Raw genomic sequence first — 15824 nt, 5'->3', positions numbered from 1 at the left:
GTCCCTAAGAAGTAACATACTGGATGCTGTTACTCGTATTGTTACCCGTTTAAATCACCTTATAGATAAATTATAGACAAAAAAAAGCCGCTCCCTAAAGGAGCGGCTCTATTAAAGCTTGTTAGCAATCAAACAATTAAGCTTGACCTTTAACTTCTTTTAGACCGTTGAAAGGTGCACGCTCACCTAGAGCTTCTTCGATGCGAAGAAGTTGGTTGTACTTAGCAACACGGTCAGAACGGCTCATAGAACCAGTTTTGATTTGACCTGCAGCTGTACCTACCGCTAGATCAGCGATAGTTGCATCTTCAGTTTCGCCAGAACGGTGAGAGATAACTGCTGTGAAGCCAGCGTCTTTAGCCATCTTGATTGCAGCTAGAGTCTCTGTAAGTGAACCGATTTGGTTGAACTTGATTAGGATAGAGTTAGTGATGCCTTCTTCGATACCACGAGCTAGAATCTTAGTGTTTGTAACGAATAGATCGTCACCAACTAGTTGAAGCTTGTCACCTAGAAGTTCAGTTTGGTGCTTGAAACCAGCCCAATCTGATTCGTCAAGACCGTCTTCGATAGATACGATTGGGTATTGGTTAGCAAGGTCTTGTAGGTAGAAGTTAAACTCTTCAGAAGTGAAGATTTTGCCTTCGCCTTTCATGTTGTACTTGCCAGTTTCTTTGTCGAAGAACTCAGAAGCCGCACAGTCCATAGCAAGAGTAACGTCTTTACCTAGTACGTAACCAGCAGCTTCAACAGCTTCTTGGATAGCAGCTAGAGCAGCAGCGTTAGACTCAAGGTTAGGAGCGAAACCACCTTCATCACCAACTGCAGTGCTTAGGCCTTTAGCTTTAAGTACTTTAGCTAGGTTGTGGAATACTTCAGCACCGATACGTAGTGCTTCTTTAAGAGTTTTTGCGCCAACAGGTTGGATCATGAACTCTTGGATATCAACGTTGTTATCAGCGTGCTCGCCACCGTTGATGATGTTCATCATTGGTAGAGGCATAGAGAACTGACCAGCAGTACCGTTTAGCTCAGCGATGTGCTCGAACAAAGGCATGCCTTTAGCAGCTGCTGCAGCTTTAGCGTTTGCTAGAGATACTGCAAGGATAGCGTTAGCACCGAACTTAGATTTGTTTTCAGTACCATCTAGGTCGATCATTACTTGGTCAACGTCAGCTTGTGCTTTTGCATCTTGGCCAACTAGTGCTTCAGCGATTGGGCCGTTAACAGCTGCAATTGCTTTAAGAACACCTTTACCTAGGAAACGTGATTTGTCACCGTCACGTAGCTCAAGAGCTTCGCGAGAACCAGTAGAAGCACCAGACGGAGCTGCTGCCATACCAACGAAACCGCCTTCTAGGTGAACTTCAGCTTCTACAGTTGGGTTACCACGTGAGTCGATGATTTCACGAGCTAGAACTTTAACGATCTTAGACATTGATGTTTCCTCTCAATAAATAAAAATTTTACTATCAAATTAAAGGCAGCCGCATAACCTTCGCAGCCGCCCGTATCCTTTTACTATTTGTCTTCCGTTCCGCGTTGGTACTCACCTGCAGCTTTTACAAAGCCGCTAAACAGTGGATGACCATCGCGTGGTGTTGATGTGAATTCTGGGTGGAACTGCGCAGCTACAAACCATGGGTGAGCTGGGTTCTCAATCACTTCAACCAGTTTCTTGTCTGCTGACAGACCAGAGACTTTAAGTCCCGCTTTTTCAATCTGTGGACGAAGTGTGTTGTTCACTTCATAACGGTGACGATGACGCTCATGGATTTTCTCATTACCATACAGTTCATACGCTTTCGTTCCTTTAGCAAGGTGACAAAGCTGAGAACCAAGACGCATCGTGCCGCCTAGGTCAGAGGTTTCAGTACGTTCTTCAACTTTACCTTCGCCATCGACCCATTCCGTGATTAAACCTACCACAGGATACTGTGTATCTTTGTTAAATTCTGTTGAATGTGCACCTTCCATACCCGCGACATTACGCGCGTATTCAATCAGTGCGACTTGCATACCCAAACAGATACCCAAGTATGGTACTTTGTTCTCACGTGCAAATTGTGCTGCACGAATCTTGCCTTCCACACCACGATCGCCGAAGCCACCAGGTACGAGAATGGCATCAAGGCCAGCCAAGACTTCTTCGCCTTTTGACTCGACATCTTGAGAATCAACGTACTTAATTTTAACGCTCAGACGATTTTTCAGGCCGGCATGTTTTAATGCCTCGTTCACTGATTTATAAGCGTCTGGTAATTCAATGTACTTACCAACCATACCAATCACGACTTCTGCCGTTGGGTTAGCTTCTTCGTAGATAACCTGTTCCCATTCAGTCAGGTTCGCTTCTGGTGCTTCAATACCAAAACGAGCACAAACTAAATCATCTAGGCCCTGAGCCTTGATGAGCTGTGGAATCTTGTAAATCGAATCCACATCTTTCATTGAGATAACGGCCTTTTCTGGCACGTTACAGAATAGAGCAATCTTTTTACGCTCGTTTGCAGGGATCATACGATCGCTACGACAAACAAGGATATCAGGTTGAATACCGATAGACAGCAGCTCTTTCACCGAGTGTTGAGTTGGCTTAGTCTTAACTTCACCGGCTGCGGCAAGGTACGGTACCAAGGTCAGGTGCATGAACATCGCACGCTCACGACCAACTTCTGCCGCTAACTGACGAATCGCTTCCATAAATGGCAAAGATTCGATATCACCAACGGTGCCGCCTACTTCAACCAAGGCTATTTCATGGCCTTCAGAACCAGCAATTACACGGTCTTTGATCGCGTTAGTGATATGCGGAATAACCTGAATCGTTGCTCCAAGGTAATCACCACGACGCTCTTTAGCAAGAACATCAGAGTAAACACGACCTGCTGTAAAGTTGTTACGCTTGGTCATTTTGGTGCGAATAAAACGCTCATAGTGACCAAGGTCAAGGTCTGTTTCAGCGCCATCTTCCGTGACAAACACTTCGCCATGCTGAGTAGGGCTCATTGTCCCTGGATCAACATTGATGTAAGGGTCAAGCTTCATCATGGTCACTTTAAGACCACGAGCTTCTAAAATAGCCGCAAGAGATGCTGCTGCAATACCTTTACCGAGAGAGGATACAACCCCGCCAGTAACAAAAATGTAATTTGTCGTCATGTTTAACCTGAAATTGGTTGAATGAGGGAAATGGATTACTTCTGGACGGGATGAAAATATACCAGAAGCCCTTTATCGCCACAACGTGAAACTTATCACATTCAAAATTTTTATTTTTTGCTTCAAATCAATTGTAGAAACTTACTCGAATGAGAAAGCCTTCACAGTTCGGCGTTTTTTTCTTGTTTTTTTACATCATTCCAAAAGTTATCAAGCTCTTGCAGCGTATAGTCTGTAAGCAATTTACCATGCTCAGAAACCCGGCTTTCAACCCCTTTAAAACGTCTTGTAAATTTATTATTCGCTTTTCTTAGTGCCACCTCGGGGTCTGACTTGAGATGTCGAGAAAGATTGACGACCGAAAACAATAAATCACCGACTTCTTCCTCAAGCTTGTCTTTGTCTACCTCAAGTTGGATAGCCTCATGAACCACTTCTTCAATTTCTTCTTGCACCTTATCAACGACTGGCGCAAGCGCTCCCCAATCAAAGCCGTATTTCGCCACTTTTTTCTGTATTTTATTCGCTTTAGATAGGGCAGGAAGTGACTGTGGTATTGAGTCTAGAATACTTTGCTCAATTTTGCCTACTTCTGCTTTTTCCTTCTGTTTTTCCGCGTCCCAATTGGCATTAATAGCCGCTTCATCAGCAAATTCGACGTCACTAAATACGTGTGGGTGGCGACGAGTCAGCTTCTCATTCAATCCCTCAACCACCTCATTGAAATCGAACAAATTTTGCTCTTTCGCCATCTGGCTGTAAAAGATTACCTGAAAAAGTAAATCACCCAATTCTTCTTTAAGATTCGACCAATCTTGATTGTGAATCGCATCGACAACCTCAAAGGTTTCTTCGATCGTATGGGGTACGATAGTTTCAAACGTCTGTTTTTTATCCCACGGACAACCTTTTTCATCGTCACGAAGCAAAGCCATGATAGCCAGTAGTTGATCAATTGGTTGTGTCACTTTTCGACTCCTAAACAGTGCGTGGTGTAAATCGTTCAATGCTTACTCAATGTTAAGCTTAAAAAAAAGGGTTGGAACCCCAACCCTTCAGAAATTATCGTAGCAAGGCCAGCAGTATGGTATTGAGCTTGTTGGCTTTTATCCACACTACCCTAAGCGCTTCACTTTCATGACGTCTTTGATTTGTTCAATTCGCATGGTGACACGAGAGAGTATTTCAATATTGTTCAGCTCAAGGTCAAAATCCATGATACTCAGTTGAAGCTTGTAATCATTACGACTTTTCATACTGATCACTTTTACTTTCTCATTGGTTAGCAGTGTCGACACATCTTTTAGTAACCCACTGCGCTCTAGTGCTTCAACACGGATCGTCACAATGTATGACCCTACGAATCCACTGCCCCAAACGGTATCAATAATACGTTCCGGTGCGTGATGACGCAGTTCTCCGAGTTGTTCACAATCGCCTCGATGTACTGAGATGCCTCGGCCTTGCGTAATATAGCCTTTGATGATGTCACCCGGTATAGGTTGGCAGCATCGAGCCAAATGCGTCATAAGGTTATCAACCCCCTCCACCACCACTGCATCCTTATGAGGACGACTCTGCTGGTTGGCTTTGTTCTCTGATTCTTTCAGCTTGGCGAGCGCTTTCTGGTCTTCTTCTTCAGCGGTGGGCTTATTAACCTGGGCATTAATATGATTAATCACCTGATTAATCCGCAAATCACCACTGCCTACGCCCGCATAAAGCTCATCAGGCGTGTTGACATTAAAACGTCGCAATGCGTACTGTTCTGCGTCTTTTAATGTTGCCCCCACTTTCGCCAGTTCGACTTCTAAGATATCGCGACCCGCCTCTAGGTTTTTCTCGCGACTCTCTTTGCGGAACCAAGCATTAATCTTGGCGCGCGCGCGACCTGAGTGCACAAAACCGAGTGATGGATTGAGCCAATCTCGTGACGGATTCGGTTCTTTCTGTGTAATGATTTCAACCTGATCACCCATTGACAACTTATGGGTAAACGGCACGATTCTGCCTGCGACTTTCGCGCCGATACACCTATGCCCAACCATCGAGTGAATATGATAAGCAAAATCAAGTGGTGTCGCGCCCATTGGTAAATCAACCACATCACCACGTGGGGTAAACGCATAAACACGATCATCAAAGACTTGGCTTCGAACCTCGTCAAGCATTTCCCCTGAATCTGACATCTCTTCCTGCCAGTCAAGAAGCTTACGCAGCCAGGTGATTTTTTCATCGTACCCACTTCGAGCCGTTGTGCTGCCTTCTTTGTATTTCCAGTGTGCCGCAACGCCTAGCTCGGAATCCTCGTGCATCTCCTTGGTTCGAATCTGAATCTCAATGGTTTTGCCTTCGGGCCCAAGTACAACGGTATGGATGGACTGGTAACCGTTAGGCTTAGGATTGGCAACGTAGTCATCAAACTCACTAGGAAGGTGCTTGTACTTGGTGTGAACCACACCAAGTGCCGCATAACAATCTTGCAGACGTTCTGCGATAATTCGAACGGCCCGTACATCAAAAAGCTCATCAAAGTCCAAGCTCTTCTTTTGCATTTTCCGCCAAATGCTGTAGATGTGCTTCGGTCGACCACTCACCTCTGCACGTATCTGAGAACGCTGCATCTCATCGGTTAAGTCATCGACAAAGTCTTTGATGTATTGCTCACGAACAATGCGACGTTCTGCGAGTTGTTTGGCAATTTTTTTATAAGTAACGGAGTGCTGATATCGAAACGCATAATCTTCGATCTCCCATTTAAGCTGACCGATACCGAGTCGGTTAGCCAAGGGCGCGTATATATTGGCACACTCTTTTGCGGCAGCGATCCTGATCTCATCAGACTCATCTTTAACTTCACGCAGGTTACAGATCCGCTCAGCGAGCTTGATCACAACACATCGAAAATCATCGACCATCGCTAACAGCATTCGCCGGACGTTATCTACCTGCCCGGATGCCTCAGATCCTTCCAACGTGACATTTAATTGACCAATCGCCGCCATTTCCTCTACGCCATCAATCATTTTAATGATTTCTTTACCGTAGGTTTCTTCTAGCAGCTCTCGATCAAATAGGTTATTGGAGACTATTGGGTACAGCAAAGCTGTAACGAGTGTGGCTTTATCCATAGAGAGAGTAATGAGAATTTCAATCATCTCTCTACCACGCCACAACAACAAGGACCCTTGTTCATTGCCCTCTACGAGTGTTTCGCACTGGGTATAAACCTCTTTCAGTCGCGTGGAGACACGCTTGTCTTGCTTCAATGAAGCAATCCAACTGTCTAACGTAAACTGTTCATCAGGGTTCAAATGCGCGCTTCTTACCGCAACCATTACTTTGTTCTTCCTAGTATTATTAATCCACTAACCTATCCCGGTTAGCCCATGATCTCTGTTAAGAGAGCATTCTATCTTTGTTCTTTCTCAAACAACGCCATTGACTCTAAATGGCTGGTTTGTGGAAACATGTCCATCATACCAAGCTTGGTCAGCGTATAACCTTGTGCAATAAGGCTCTGACTATCTCTGGCAAGGGTAGCAGGATTGCAAGAAACATAAAGAACTCGCGTCGCTCCAAGTTCAGAAACTTGATCTATCACGCCAGCCGCCCCAGCTCGTGCTGGGTCTAATAAAATCGCGTCGAATTTTTGAGCCGCCCATTCTGTGCCAGAAAGACTTTCTTCTAGATTCGCTTGATAAAAATCGACGTTATTTAAGGCATTTAATTGCGCGTTATTGGTTGCCCAATCCACCATATCTTGGATACCTTCGACCCCAACCACATGCTTCGCTTTTTGGGCCAATGGCAGTGTAAAGTTGCCAAGACCACAAAATAAGTCCAACACACGCTCGTGTGCGCTAGGCGCTAACCAGTCCAAAGCTTGATGCACCATTTTGGCATTCACTTCTTGGTTCACTTGAATAAAGTGCACCGGCAAAAACGGCAAGGTTACCCCTGTTTCACAATACTGAGCCACATCGCCACAAATATGCTGCAACACCCCACTTTCTGGCATCAGATACAAGGTTAACGCATGTTCTTGCGCTAACGTGACCAAGCGACTTTGGTCTTGCTCAGCTAACGGTTTCATGTGTCGTAAGACTACAACCGCCGTGTTATCTGCCTTCACTAACTCGAGATGGCCAAGTGTATGTGGGTGCTGAAATGTTGTTAACAGCTGTCTAAATTCAGGAAGCAGTGCATTGAGCTTATCGTCCAGCACGGGGCAGTTTTCAATATCCACCAGCAACTTACTTTGTTTACGACGAAAACCCATTTGCAGTTTGCGCGTTGCCTTATCGACATAAAGGCTTAAGCGTGCTCGTCGACGATAATCCACCCCCGCACCAACAAGCGAATCGGACAATGATACTTGTTGGCCTGCCAATTTAGACATCAGTTGCGACAGCGCTTGCTCTTTGTGATGGCGCTGTTCAGCCAGCTCAAGGTGCTGCTGAGAGCACCCACCACAATCATGATAGTGGCGACACAATGGCTCAATACGCTTCTCACTTGGCGTGATAACTTTAATCAGCTTTGCTTTCGAGAACTTACTTTTGGTTTCAGTCAATTGAACCAAAACCGTTTCATCAGGAAGCGCCCCATCGATAAATACAGGTTTCTTATTTTGGTAAGCGATACCTGCGCCATGATGATCTAAACGTGCAACCACCATTTCTTGGTGCTTTTTCGAGAAGGAGGTTTGCTTTGTCGGTTTAAAAATACGTGCCATGGCTATTTTCCAGTGTTTACCCGTGCAGAAATGCCCTGCACTACAAAAAATTGTTAGAGTTTCACTATTCTTAGGTTGAATGATTGTCGAACAGCGCCGCTTTGATTAAGCTTACGACATCCTAAGGGATGCATTACTGGCTATTGTCCCATATCCACTCAGTAGATGTAATCACTCCCGGCAAATTATGACTTCGAATTAAAATGACAAGATACGGCCTTCGCGCTCGCGTTATTACGCTAACCCTAGCACCAACGCTCATTATTGGGCTGCTTTTGAGTGCTTTTTTCTCATATAACCGCTACCACGATCTTGAGTCTCAAGTACTCAATGCTGGGGCGAGTATTATTGAGCCTTTAGCCATTGCCAGTGAACAGGGTGTTATCGGGCAAAACCGAGAGTCTGTTCGTCGACTCATCAGTTATGCCCATAGGAAAAACTCTAAATTTGTGCGCAGTATTGCCGTCTTTGATGCGAAGCACGAACTGTTTGTGACATCCAACTTTCACCCTAATTTTAATTCATTGATGTTCCCCAAAGACAAGCCAATCCCCTATTTAAGCTCCTCTGAATTTCATGAGAATACACTCATTTTACGCGCGCCGATTCTCTCGGAAAGCCAGTTACTCTCAGATTCTAGAGAACTGACATCAACCAGTCAGACCTTGGGTTATATCGCCATAGAACTCGATCTGTCTTCGCTACGACTGCAGCAATATCAAGAGGTATTTTCTGCCATCTTAGTCTTGCTGCTTGGGCTCGTATTATCGGGGATTTTTGCTTATCGATTGATGCACGACGTCACTCGACCCATCTCACACATGAAGAACATGGTCGACCGTATTCGCCGTGGACACCTCGATGTCCGGATTGAAGGCAAGATGCATGGCGAACTCGACTCACTAAAAAATGGTATCAATGCGATGGCGGTTTCGTTATCGGAATACCATGTAGAAATGCAACACAGCATTGACCAAGCCACCTCTGATTTACGTGAAACGTTAGAGCAATTGGAAATTCAAAACGTTGAACTCGACATCGCGAAAAAACGCGCCCAAGAAGCGGCACGAGTGAAGTCTGAGTTCCTAGCCAATATGTCCCATGAGTTAAGAACTCCACTCAATGGCGTCATCGGTTTCACTAGGCAAATGCTCAAAACTCAATTATCAAACAGCCAGACGGATTACCTACAAACCATTGAGAAATCGGCTAATAACCTATTAAACATCATTAACGACATACTGGATTTCTCTAAACTTGAAGCGGGTAAGTTAGCCCTAGAAAACATTCCGTTTGAATTCCAAGATAGCTTAGAAGAAGTCGTCGCACTCCAAGCCACCAGCGCACACGAGAAAGGCTTAGAGCTGACGCTTAAAGTCGATGCTAAAGTGCCCAATGGCCTCGTGGGTGACCCGATGCGCATCCAGCAAATCCTCACGAACTTAGTTGGTAACTCAATTAAGTTCACGGAGCGCGGAAATATCGACATCAGCGTCGAGCTAAAATCTCAAAAAGAAGACCGTGTTGAATTGCAATTCATGGTTAGGGATACCGGTATCGGCATCTCAGAAAGACAACAAGCCCAATTGTTCCAAGCCTTTAGTCAGGCAGATGCGAGCATCTCTAGACGCTATGGCGGTACGGGATTAGGGCTCGTCATTACCCAGAAGCTTGTGGGTCAAATGGGGGGCGAGATCAGCCTTACCAGCCGCCTCCATCAAGGTTCAACGTTCTGGTTTACGATCCGATTGCATTCCACTGAAATACCAATGCTCGACCCGGTCGATCCAATGGTCCTCCACAATAAACAACTGTTGTTGGTGGAACCCAATATGCAAGCCGCGTCAGTATTGCAACAAACCTTAACTAACCATGGCGTGATGGTCACCTACCGCTCTACATTACCTGAGCGTTTGGAAGCCTTTGACTACATTATTTTATGTTTACCGACCAATGAAGAGATCCCGCTGACGACGATTGAAAGCTGGATTTCACATTGTCAAACCTCGACATCTAACATCATCATCGGTACTGCGAGCACGCAGCTTGCGCTCTCTGACTATCTGATGCAAACCCATGAGGTTCAATGTTTAACTAAGCCACTTGCCCGTAAACGTCTGATGCAAGCGCTCGTCGATAAGCAACCCGCCAATCAGGTATTAATGGCCCCTTACGAATCAACAGAAAAACGGGCACTTAATGTCATGGCTGTCGATGACAACCCTGCCAACTTAAAGCTGATCACCGCCTTATTGTCTGAGCGCGTAGAGACCGTCGTCGCCTGTTCTAACGGTCAGCTATCGGTAGAGAAAGCTCAATCTCAACACTTTGATATCGTCTTAATGGATATACAAATGCCTCATATGGATGGGGTAACAGCGTGTAAGCTGATAAAAGAGACCAGTCTAAACAGTGGCACTCCGGTCGTTGCTGTCACTGCTCATGCCATGTCAGGAGAACGAGATAGGCTCATATCTGAAGGTATGGATGATTATCTCACTAAACCGATAGACGAGATGGCGCTACAGCAAATACTCAATAAATGGATTCCTCCCCATACGATAGAGCATGACGCCACTCTCGACTTTGTCAGCCCAGAACCAACCGATAATTCTTTGGCTGATCTCTCCGCAAAACGCTCGCCTTCAATGCAAGCAGCCTTATCCTCCAAAGCGGTTATCGATTGGCCAGAGGCGCTAAAGCAAGCCGCTAACAAAGAAGACTTAGCCGTTGATATGCTTCAGATGTTGATTGATTTCATCCCTGAAGTCCAAGTCCTCGCTGAAAACATTCTTGATGAAGGATTCTCAGACAGAGAAGAAACCATTCATTTAATCCATAAACTGCATGGCAGTTGTTCTTATAGCGGTGTCCCTAGACTGAAATCTATCTGTGCGACAATTGAAAAAGCGTTGCGGTCTGGCGAGAGCTTAGCGTCGGTTGAGCCTGAGCTGTTTGAATTACAAGATGAGACGGAAAAAGTCATTAAGGCCTCTGAGTTGTATCTTAATCGCACTTAATCGCAATGTTGCTGAACAAAGGTGATCGCTGCCTTTCTTGTTGAAGAAGGCAAAAATAAAAAAGACCGAGGTGTATATTCAATACACCTCGGTCTTGTTCTCGCGATATCGTTGTGCCTTGCTCGCTATCGTTTTGTCATTCTATAAGCAATATTGCAAGGTCCACTACAGTCGATAAAGCTTCATAACAACCTAAAGGGTTAGCGCTCAATAATCACAGTGGCTACGGCATAGTGCCGTTCATCTGAAATAGTAAGGTGAACCGAAGTGGCCCCTAACGATGCCGCAATCTCTGCCGCCTTTTTTGTCAAGGTCAGCGTCGGTTTACCGTGTTCATCATTGGCGATCGTAAAATCTTGAAAGCTGACGCCATGGGCAATACCAGTTCCAAGTGCTTTTGATGCGGCTTCTTTGGCCGCAAAACGTTTGGCAAGAAAGCGTCCCTTCTGTTTAAGCGAATGAAAAGTCTCCCATTCACTTGTCGTCAGAATGCGTTTTGCAAAGGCATCACCTGAGCGATTGAGCGCTTTTTCTATTCGTTCAATCTCTGCGATATCTGTCCCAAGACCCAAAATTGCCATGATTAATCTCGACCCTTTTCGTGCTATTCCCAGTCACGGTTGTATCCGCTAACCGCAGTCATACTAAACCGCTAGATACTATACAGATGTAGATACTATACAGATGTAGACACTATACGGCTGTAGACACTATACAGCTAAATACTAAACGGCCATGACACTGACATACCGTTAGCGACACGGCCTTATTCATAGTGACGCTTATCCGCGGCGAGCCGCTTCCATGATGGCTTTCATATCAGCGACCGCTTTATGAAGACCGTCAAAAACAGCACGACCAATGATTGAGTGTCCAATGTTCAGCTCGTAGATCTCAGGCAGGGCCGCAATAGGGGCGACATTGTGGTACGTCAAGCCATGTCCAGCGTTGACGGTAATACCTAAGTCAGCCGCATAACTCGCACCCGCCGCTATTTTCTTTAACTCATCTAATTGATCTTCTTCGGTTTCTGCATCGGCATAATGACCGGTATGAAGTTCAATAAACGGCGCACCAGCGGCTTTTGAAGCATCAATTTGTTCACGATCGGCATCAATGAACAGCGAGACTTTAATGCCAGCTGCGGTGAGTTTTTCCGTTGCTGCTTTAATTTTATCCAACTGACCTTTTACATCCAAGCCGCCTTCTGTTGTTAGCTCTTCACGCTTTTCAGGGACAAGACAAACAAACTCAGGTTTGGTTTTTAGGGCAATATCTACCATTTCATCGGTGACGGCCATTTCAAGATTCATGCGTGTTTGCAAGGTCTCACTAAGAATACGGACATCACGGTCAAGTATGTGACGACGGTCTTCTCGCAAATGAACAGTAATACCATCGGCGCCGGCACGTTCGGCAATTTCAGCGGCGTGTACTGGGTCTGGATATTTGGTGCCACGGGCATTGCGAAGGGTCGCGATGTGATCGATGTTGATGCCTAGAAGGATAGAACTCATGTGTTAATACTCCATGCTCAGGAGTGTTTCACCTTAATACGAAACAACTCTCTGCTTTTTAATGGTTTTGAGCCAAGATACGGCTTTAGTGCTATACGTGTAAAGCGTTTTGCCGCTTGTAATTGGGATTTATTCCCAAAACGTCGTTCGCTTATCGCAATCAACTCTTCGCCCATAAATGTTAGATTATCTCTGCGGACACTTGCGATGAATCCTTTTTGCTCTCGGTAACGGTAAGTCATTGTTGGATCAATAGCTTCGCCGGTTCCTGCGCAGTGTAAAAAATCAACACCGTAGCCCATTGCTGATAACAATGCGAGCTCAAAACGTCGCAATGCAGGCTCTGGGTTTTCATATTGAGCCAGCTCTGTTAAAGCTTGAAGATAATCATGAAATAAAGCAGGAATAGGGATTTCATTGGCCAGCACTCGAGCAATTAACTCGTTAACGTACATCGCAGAGTAGAGGCTAATTCCCGTCAGCGGCAGGCCTAAGCTGATTGGTTCAGCTTGTCGTAGGGTTTTAAGTGATCCTGAGCCAGACCATTTAAGCAGTAGTGGGGTAAATGGCTGAAGCGCTCCTTTGAGATTGGAGCGCTTGCTACGAGCACCTTTCGACAGCAATGACACGCGACCATATTCTTCACTGAAGACATCAAGAATCAGACTTGATTCACTGTATGGTCTGCGATGTAAAACGAAACAGCGTTGTAACCCTTCCATACCATCACATCTTGTCAAAGCGGCCGAAAGTGGCGCGTTTATTTATTTTCTAAATCGTCGATGTAACCGAGTGAACGCAATGCACGCTCATCATCAGCCCAACCGGACTTCACTTTGACCCAAGTTTCTAAGTACACTTTACGGCCAAACAACTCTTCCATATCAAGGCGAGCTTCACGACCGATCGTTTTGATCTTATCGCCACCCTTACCAATCACCATTTTCTTCTGACCAGTACGCTCAACAAGAATCAAAGCATTGATATGGAAACCATCCGTTTCTGGGTTGTAGTCAAATCGTTCTACTTCAACGGTCACAGAGTATGGAAGCTCTTCACCAGTGAAACGCATTAACTTTTCACGTACGATTTCAGACGCCATAAAGCGCTGAGAGCGATCGGTTACATACTCTTCAGGGAAGTGGTGCACCGCTTTAGGTAGGTAAGCGCGAACGTGTTTACGAATCACATCGGTGTTCTTACCTTGCTTGGCCGAAATAGGCACTACATCAACAAACTCCATCTTTTCAGACAGGGCTTGCATGTGCATCATCACATCATTGCGATCTTTAACGTTGTCGACCTTATTGATGCATAGCACAACTGGGAAGTCTGACTTCTTCAGCTTATTCAGTACCATTTCATCGTCAGCAGTCCACTGCGTACCGTCAACCAAGAACAAAACTAGGTTCACATCACTCAGAGAACTGTTCGCCGCGCGGTTCATCAAGCGGTTAATTGCACGCTTCTCTTCAATATGAAGCCCTGGAGTATCAACGTAGATAGCTTGGTAATCCCCTTCCGTCTCTACACCCATAATGCGGTGACGAGTGGTCTGAGGCTTACGAGAGGTAATCGAAATTTTCTGACCCAGAATATGGTTCAGTAATGTTGATTTACCTACGTTTGGTCGGCCAACAATGGCAATAAATCCACAATGTTGGTTCTCGGGTGTCGTCGCTTCTTCTGCTGGAGAGGAGAAGTACGCATCGATATCAAATTCTTTATCAGACATTGGTCACTTTCTCTAATGCCATCTCGGCAGCCGCTTGTTCTGCCTTGCGGCGGCTAGTGCCCAGACCAACAACAGGCTTATCCAAGCCCATCACTTCACATGAAACCGTAAACTCTTGGTTATGGGCTTCACCTTTAATATTAGTCACAGTATAGACGGGCAGAGGTTTTCTGCGCCCTTGCAAAAACTCTTGTAGACGCGTTTTTGGGTCTTTCTGAGAAATACCGGGCTCGATAGCATCAAGGCGACTTTTATACCAACCAAGAACAACCTCACGTACTTTCTCGACATCACTGTCCAGATAAATAGCGCCGATAATCGCCTCAACGGCATCAGCAAGGATTGAATCGCGTCTAAAACCGCCACTCTTTAGCTCGCCTGGACCTAATTTTAAGTAATCTCCTAAACCGAATTCACGTCCTAGCTCGGCAAGAGTATGACCTCTTACTAAGGTGGCACGCATGCGGCTCATGTCCCCTTCATTAATTTTAGGGAAGCGATGGTAAAGATCGTCTGCAACGACAAAACTTAAAATTGAATCGCCCAAAAACTCGAGTCGTTCATTATGAGTTCCATTGGCACTGCGGTGTGTCAGTGCCAATTCCAGACGCTCGCTATCATTAAATTGATAGTCGAGCTTTTTTTCTAATCGTTCAATAGGAGAATTCATGCTCTCTCGTTCAGTTAATTCCACCGATGCGATTGAATCTCACACCCGTTGGGATCCATGCAGGCAAAAAGCTGTCTGCACTACGTTCAAATTCAAAACTAATCCATATAGCAACCGCTTTACCAACTAAGTTAGCTTCTGGGACAAAGCCCCAATAACGGCTGTCTGCACTATTGTCACGGTTATCGCCCATCACAAAGTAGTGCCCTTCCGGTACGACCCATTCATTTATGCCATTACGGGGTTGATATTGATCAACACGGTCGCGACGTAATGGATTGACTAATACTTGGTGTTCAACATCACCCAGTTTCTCATCCATTTGAATCAATGGAACGCCATTTTGCACAAACGGGCTATCTACCACATGGGATAGTTTAACTGGCTTGCACTCTGACGTGCCTTTGGTTTGAATACAAATGTCTTTACTGGCGCTATAACGCACCATGTCGCCAGGTAAACCAACGACGCGTTTAATATAGTCAATATTAGGCTGTGGTGGGTACTTGAATACGATTGAATCACCGCGTTCAGGTTTGCCTACCTCAACTAATTGAGTGCGCCACACGGGATCTTTTAGCCCGTATGCATACTTTTCCACCAAGATAAAATCACCAACCAATAGCGTCGGCATCATCGAACCAGATGGAATTTGAAACGGTTCATAAATAAAAGAACGTAATACTAATACGAACGCGATAACTGGAAAAATAGAGACACTATTCTCAACCAACCATGATGGTGCGGTTGCTTTTTTTGCAACCTCTTCATCAATATGAGTCGCTTGTGATTGGATATCTGCCAATTTTTGCTGTCGTTTCTTTCTCAGTACAAGTTTATCCAAAACCCAAACTACACCTGTCACTAACGTAATAATGACCAGGATTAATGAGAACGTATTAGCCATTCAATTCCCTTAATTTCGTCTCTTTAAAAATAACGAAAGTGAAAGCCCTCTACAGAGCTTCCACTTTCACTTGTT

Annotated in this window: 12 protein-coding genes; 1 reads left to right on the top strand and 11 read right to left on the bottom strand. The window is 45.2% G+C overall.

The features are described 5' to 3' along the window. Positions 1-136: 136 nt before the first annotated feature. The 5 genes from eno to rlmD form a co-directional block, all read right to left on the bottom strand. Positions 137-1438: a phosphopyruvate hydratase gene (gene eno / locus AB4405_RS00355; RefSeq protein ID WP_102468278.1), complete on the bottom strand. Its 1302-nt coding sequence runs from the start codon at positions 1436-1438 to the stop codon at positions 137-139. 83 nt (positions 1439-1521) lie between these two features. Continuing rightward, positions 1522-3162 (bottom strand): CTP synthase, encoded by a 1641-nt coding sequence (locus tag AB4405_RS00350; protein WP_102468277.1) that lies wholly within the window; start codon positions 3160-3162, stop codon positions 1522-1524. 161 nt (positions 3163-3323) lie between these two features. Then, complete coding sequence (mazG, locus tag AB4405_RS00345) at positions 3324-4130, bottom strand: nucleoside triphosphate pyrophosphohydrolase (RefSeq protein ID WP_372059177.1); 807 nt, start codon at positions 4128-4130, stop codon at positions 3324-3326. A 147-nt stretch (positions 4131-4277) separates the two neighbouring features. Next, complete coding sequence (gene relA / locus AB4405_RS00340) at positions 4278-6500, bottom strand: GTP diphosphokinase (protein WP_372059176.1); 2223 nt, start codon at positions 6498-6500, stop codon at positions 4278-4280. A 74-nt stretch (positions 6501-6574) separates the two neighbouring features. Then, complete coding sequence (gene rlmD / locus AB4405_RS00335; RefSeq protein WP_372059175.1) at positions 6575-7900, bottom strand: 23S rRNA (uracil(1939)-C(5))-methyltransferase RlmD; 1326 nt, start codon at positions 7898-7900, stop codon at positions 6575-6577. Between the two features lie 203 nt (positions 7901-8103). On the opposite strand from rlmD, the gene barA reads away from it, so the two are divergent. Beyond that, entirely contained in the window at positions 8104-10920 is a 2817-nt protein-coding gene (gene barA / locus AB4405_RS00330) for a two-component sensor histidine kinase BarA (RefSeq protein WP_372059174.1), read from the top strand. A gap of 200 nt (positions 10921-11120) precedes the next feature. Here barA and acpS read toward each other — a convergent pair whose 3' ends face one another. From acpS to lepB, 6 genes are all read right to left on the bottom strand, one after another. Continuing rightward, positions 11121-11501, bottom strand: a complete 381-nt coding sequence (gene acpS, locus AB4405_RS00325) for a holo-ACP synthase (protein ID WP_102468272.1) — start codon at positions 11499-11501, stop codon at positions 11121-11123. 201 nt (positions 11502-11702) lie between these two features. Further along, positions 11703-12437 carry a pyridoxine 5'-phosphate synthase gene (gene pdxJ / locus AB4405_RS00320; protein WP_102468271.1) on the bottom strand — a complete coding sequence of 245 codons (735 nt, stop codon included), beginning with the start codon at positions 12435-12437 and terminating at the stop codon, positions 11703-11705. Between the two features lie 17 nt (positions 12438-12454). After that, positions 12455-13159, bottom strand: a complete 705-nt coding sequence (gene recO, locus AB4405_RS00315; RefSeq protein ID WP_372059173.1) for a DNA repair protein RecO — start codon at positions 13157-13159, stop codon at positions 12455-12457. 38 nt (positions 13160-13197) lie between these two features. After that, entirely contained in the window at positions 13198-14172 is a 975-nt protein-coding gene (gene era, locus AB4405_RS00310) for a GTPase Era (RefSeq protein WP_102468269.1), read from the bottom strand. Beyond that, entirely contained in the window at positions 14165-14842 is a 678-nt protein-coding gene (gene rnc / locus AB4405_RS00305; RefSeq protein WP_102468268.1) for a ribonuclease III, read from the bottom strand. The genes era and rnc overlap by 8 nt, the downstream gene beginning before the upstream one ends. Before the next feature lie 10 nt (positions 14843-14852). Continuing rightward, positions 14853-15749, bottom strand: a complete 897-nt coding sequence (lepB, locus tag AB4405_RS00300; protein ID WP_102468267.1) for a signal peptidase I — start codon at positions 15747-15749, stop codon at positions 14853-14855. Positions 15750-15824: the final 75 nt, after the last annotated feature.

This window comes from Vibrio sp. 10N.261.51.F12, assembly GCF_041471725.1.
GTDB lineage: Bacteria > Pseudomonadota > Gammaproteobacteria > Enterobacterales > Vibrionaceae > Vibrio.
This window is presented reverse-complemented; position numbering and strand designations above follow the sequence as displayed.

Bases quoted from the DNA above. Each gene is read 5' to 3' on its own strand.
- acpS (WP_102468272.1), bottom strand. From the start codon at position 11,501: ATGGCAATTTTGGGTCTTGGGACAGATATCGCAGAGATTGAACGAATA.
- pdxJ (WP_102468271.1), bottom strand. From the start codon at position 12,437: ATGAGTTCTATCCTTCTAGGCATCAACATCGATCACATCGCGACCCTT.
- relA (WP_372059176.1), bottom strand. From the start codon at position 6,500: ATGGTTGCGGTAAGAAGCGCGCATTTGAACCCTGATGAACAGTTTACG.
- barA (WP_372059174.1), top strand. From the start codon at position 8,104: ATGACAAGATACGGCCTTCGCGCTCGCGTTATTACGCTAACCCTAGCA.
- rnc (WP_102468268.1), bottom strand. From the start codon at position 14,842: ATGAATTCTCCTATTGAACGATTAGAAAAAAAGCTCGACTATCAATTT.
- AB4405_RS00350 (WP_102468277.1), bottom strand. From the start codon at position 3,162: ATGACGACAAATTACATTTTTGTTACTGGCGGGGTTGTATCCTCTCTC.
- rlmD (WP_372059175.1), bottom strand. From the start codon at position 7,900: ATGGCACGTATTTTTAAACCGACAAAGCAAACCTCCTTCTCGAAAAAG.
- era (WP_102468269.1), bottom strand. From the start codon at position 14,172: ATGTCTGATAAAGAATTTGATATCGATGCGTACTTCTCCTCTCCAGCA.
- eno (WP_102468278.1), bottom strand. From the start codon at position 1,438: ATGTCTAAGATCGTTAAAGTTCTAGCTCGTGAAATCATCGACTCACGT.
- lepB (WP_102468267.1), bottom strand. From the start codon at position 15,749: ATGGCTAATACGTTCTCATTAATCCTGGTCATTATTACGTTAGTGACA.
- recO (WP_372059173.1), bottom strand. From the start codon at position 13,159: ATGGAAGGGTTACAACGCTGTTTCGTTTTACATCGCAGACCATACAGT.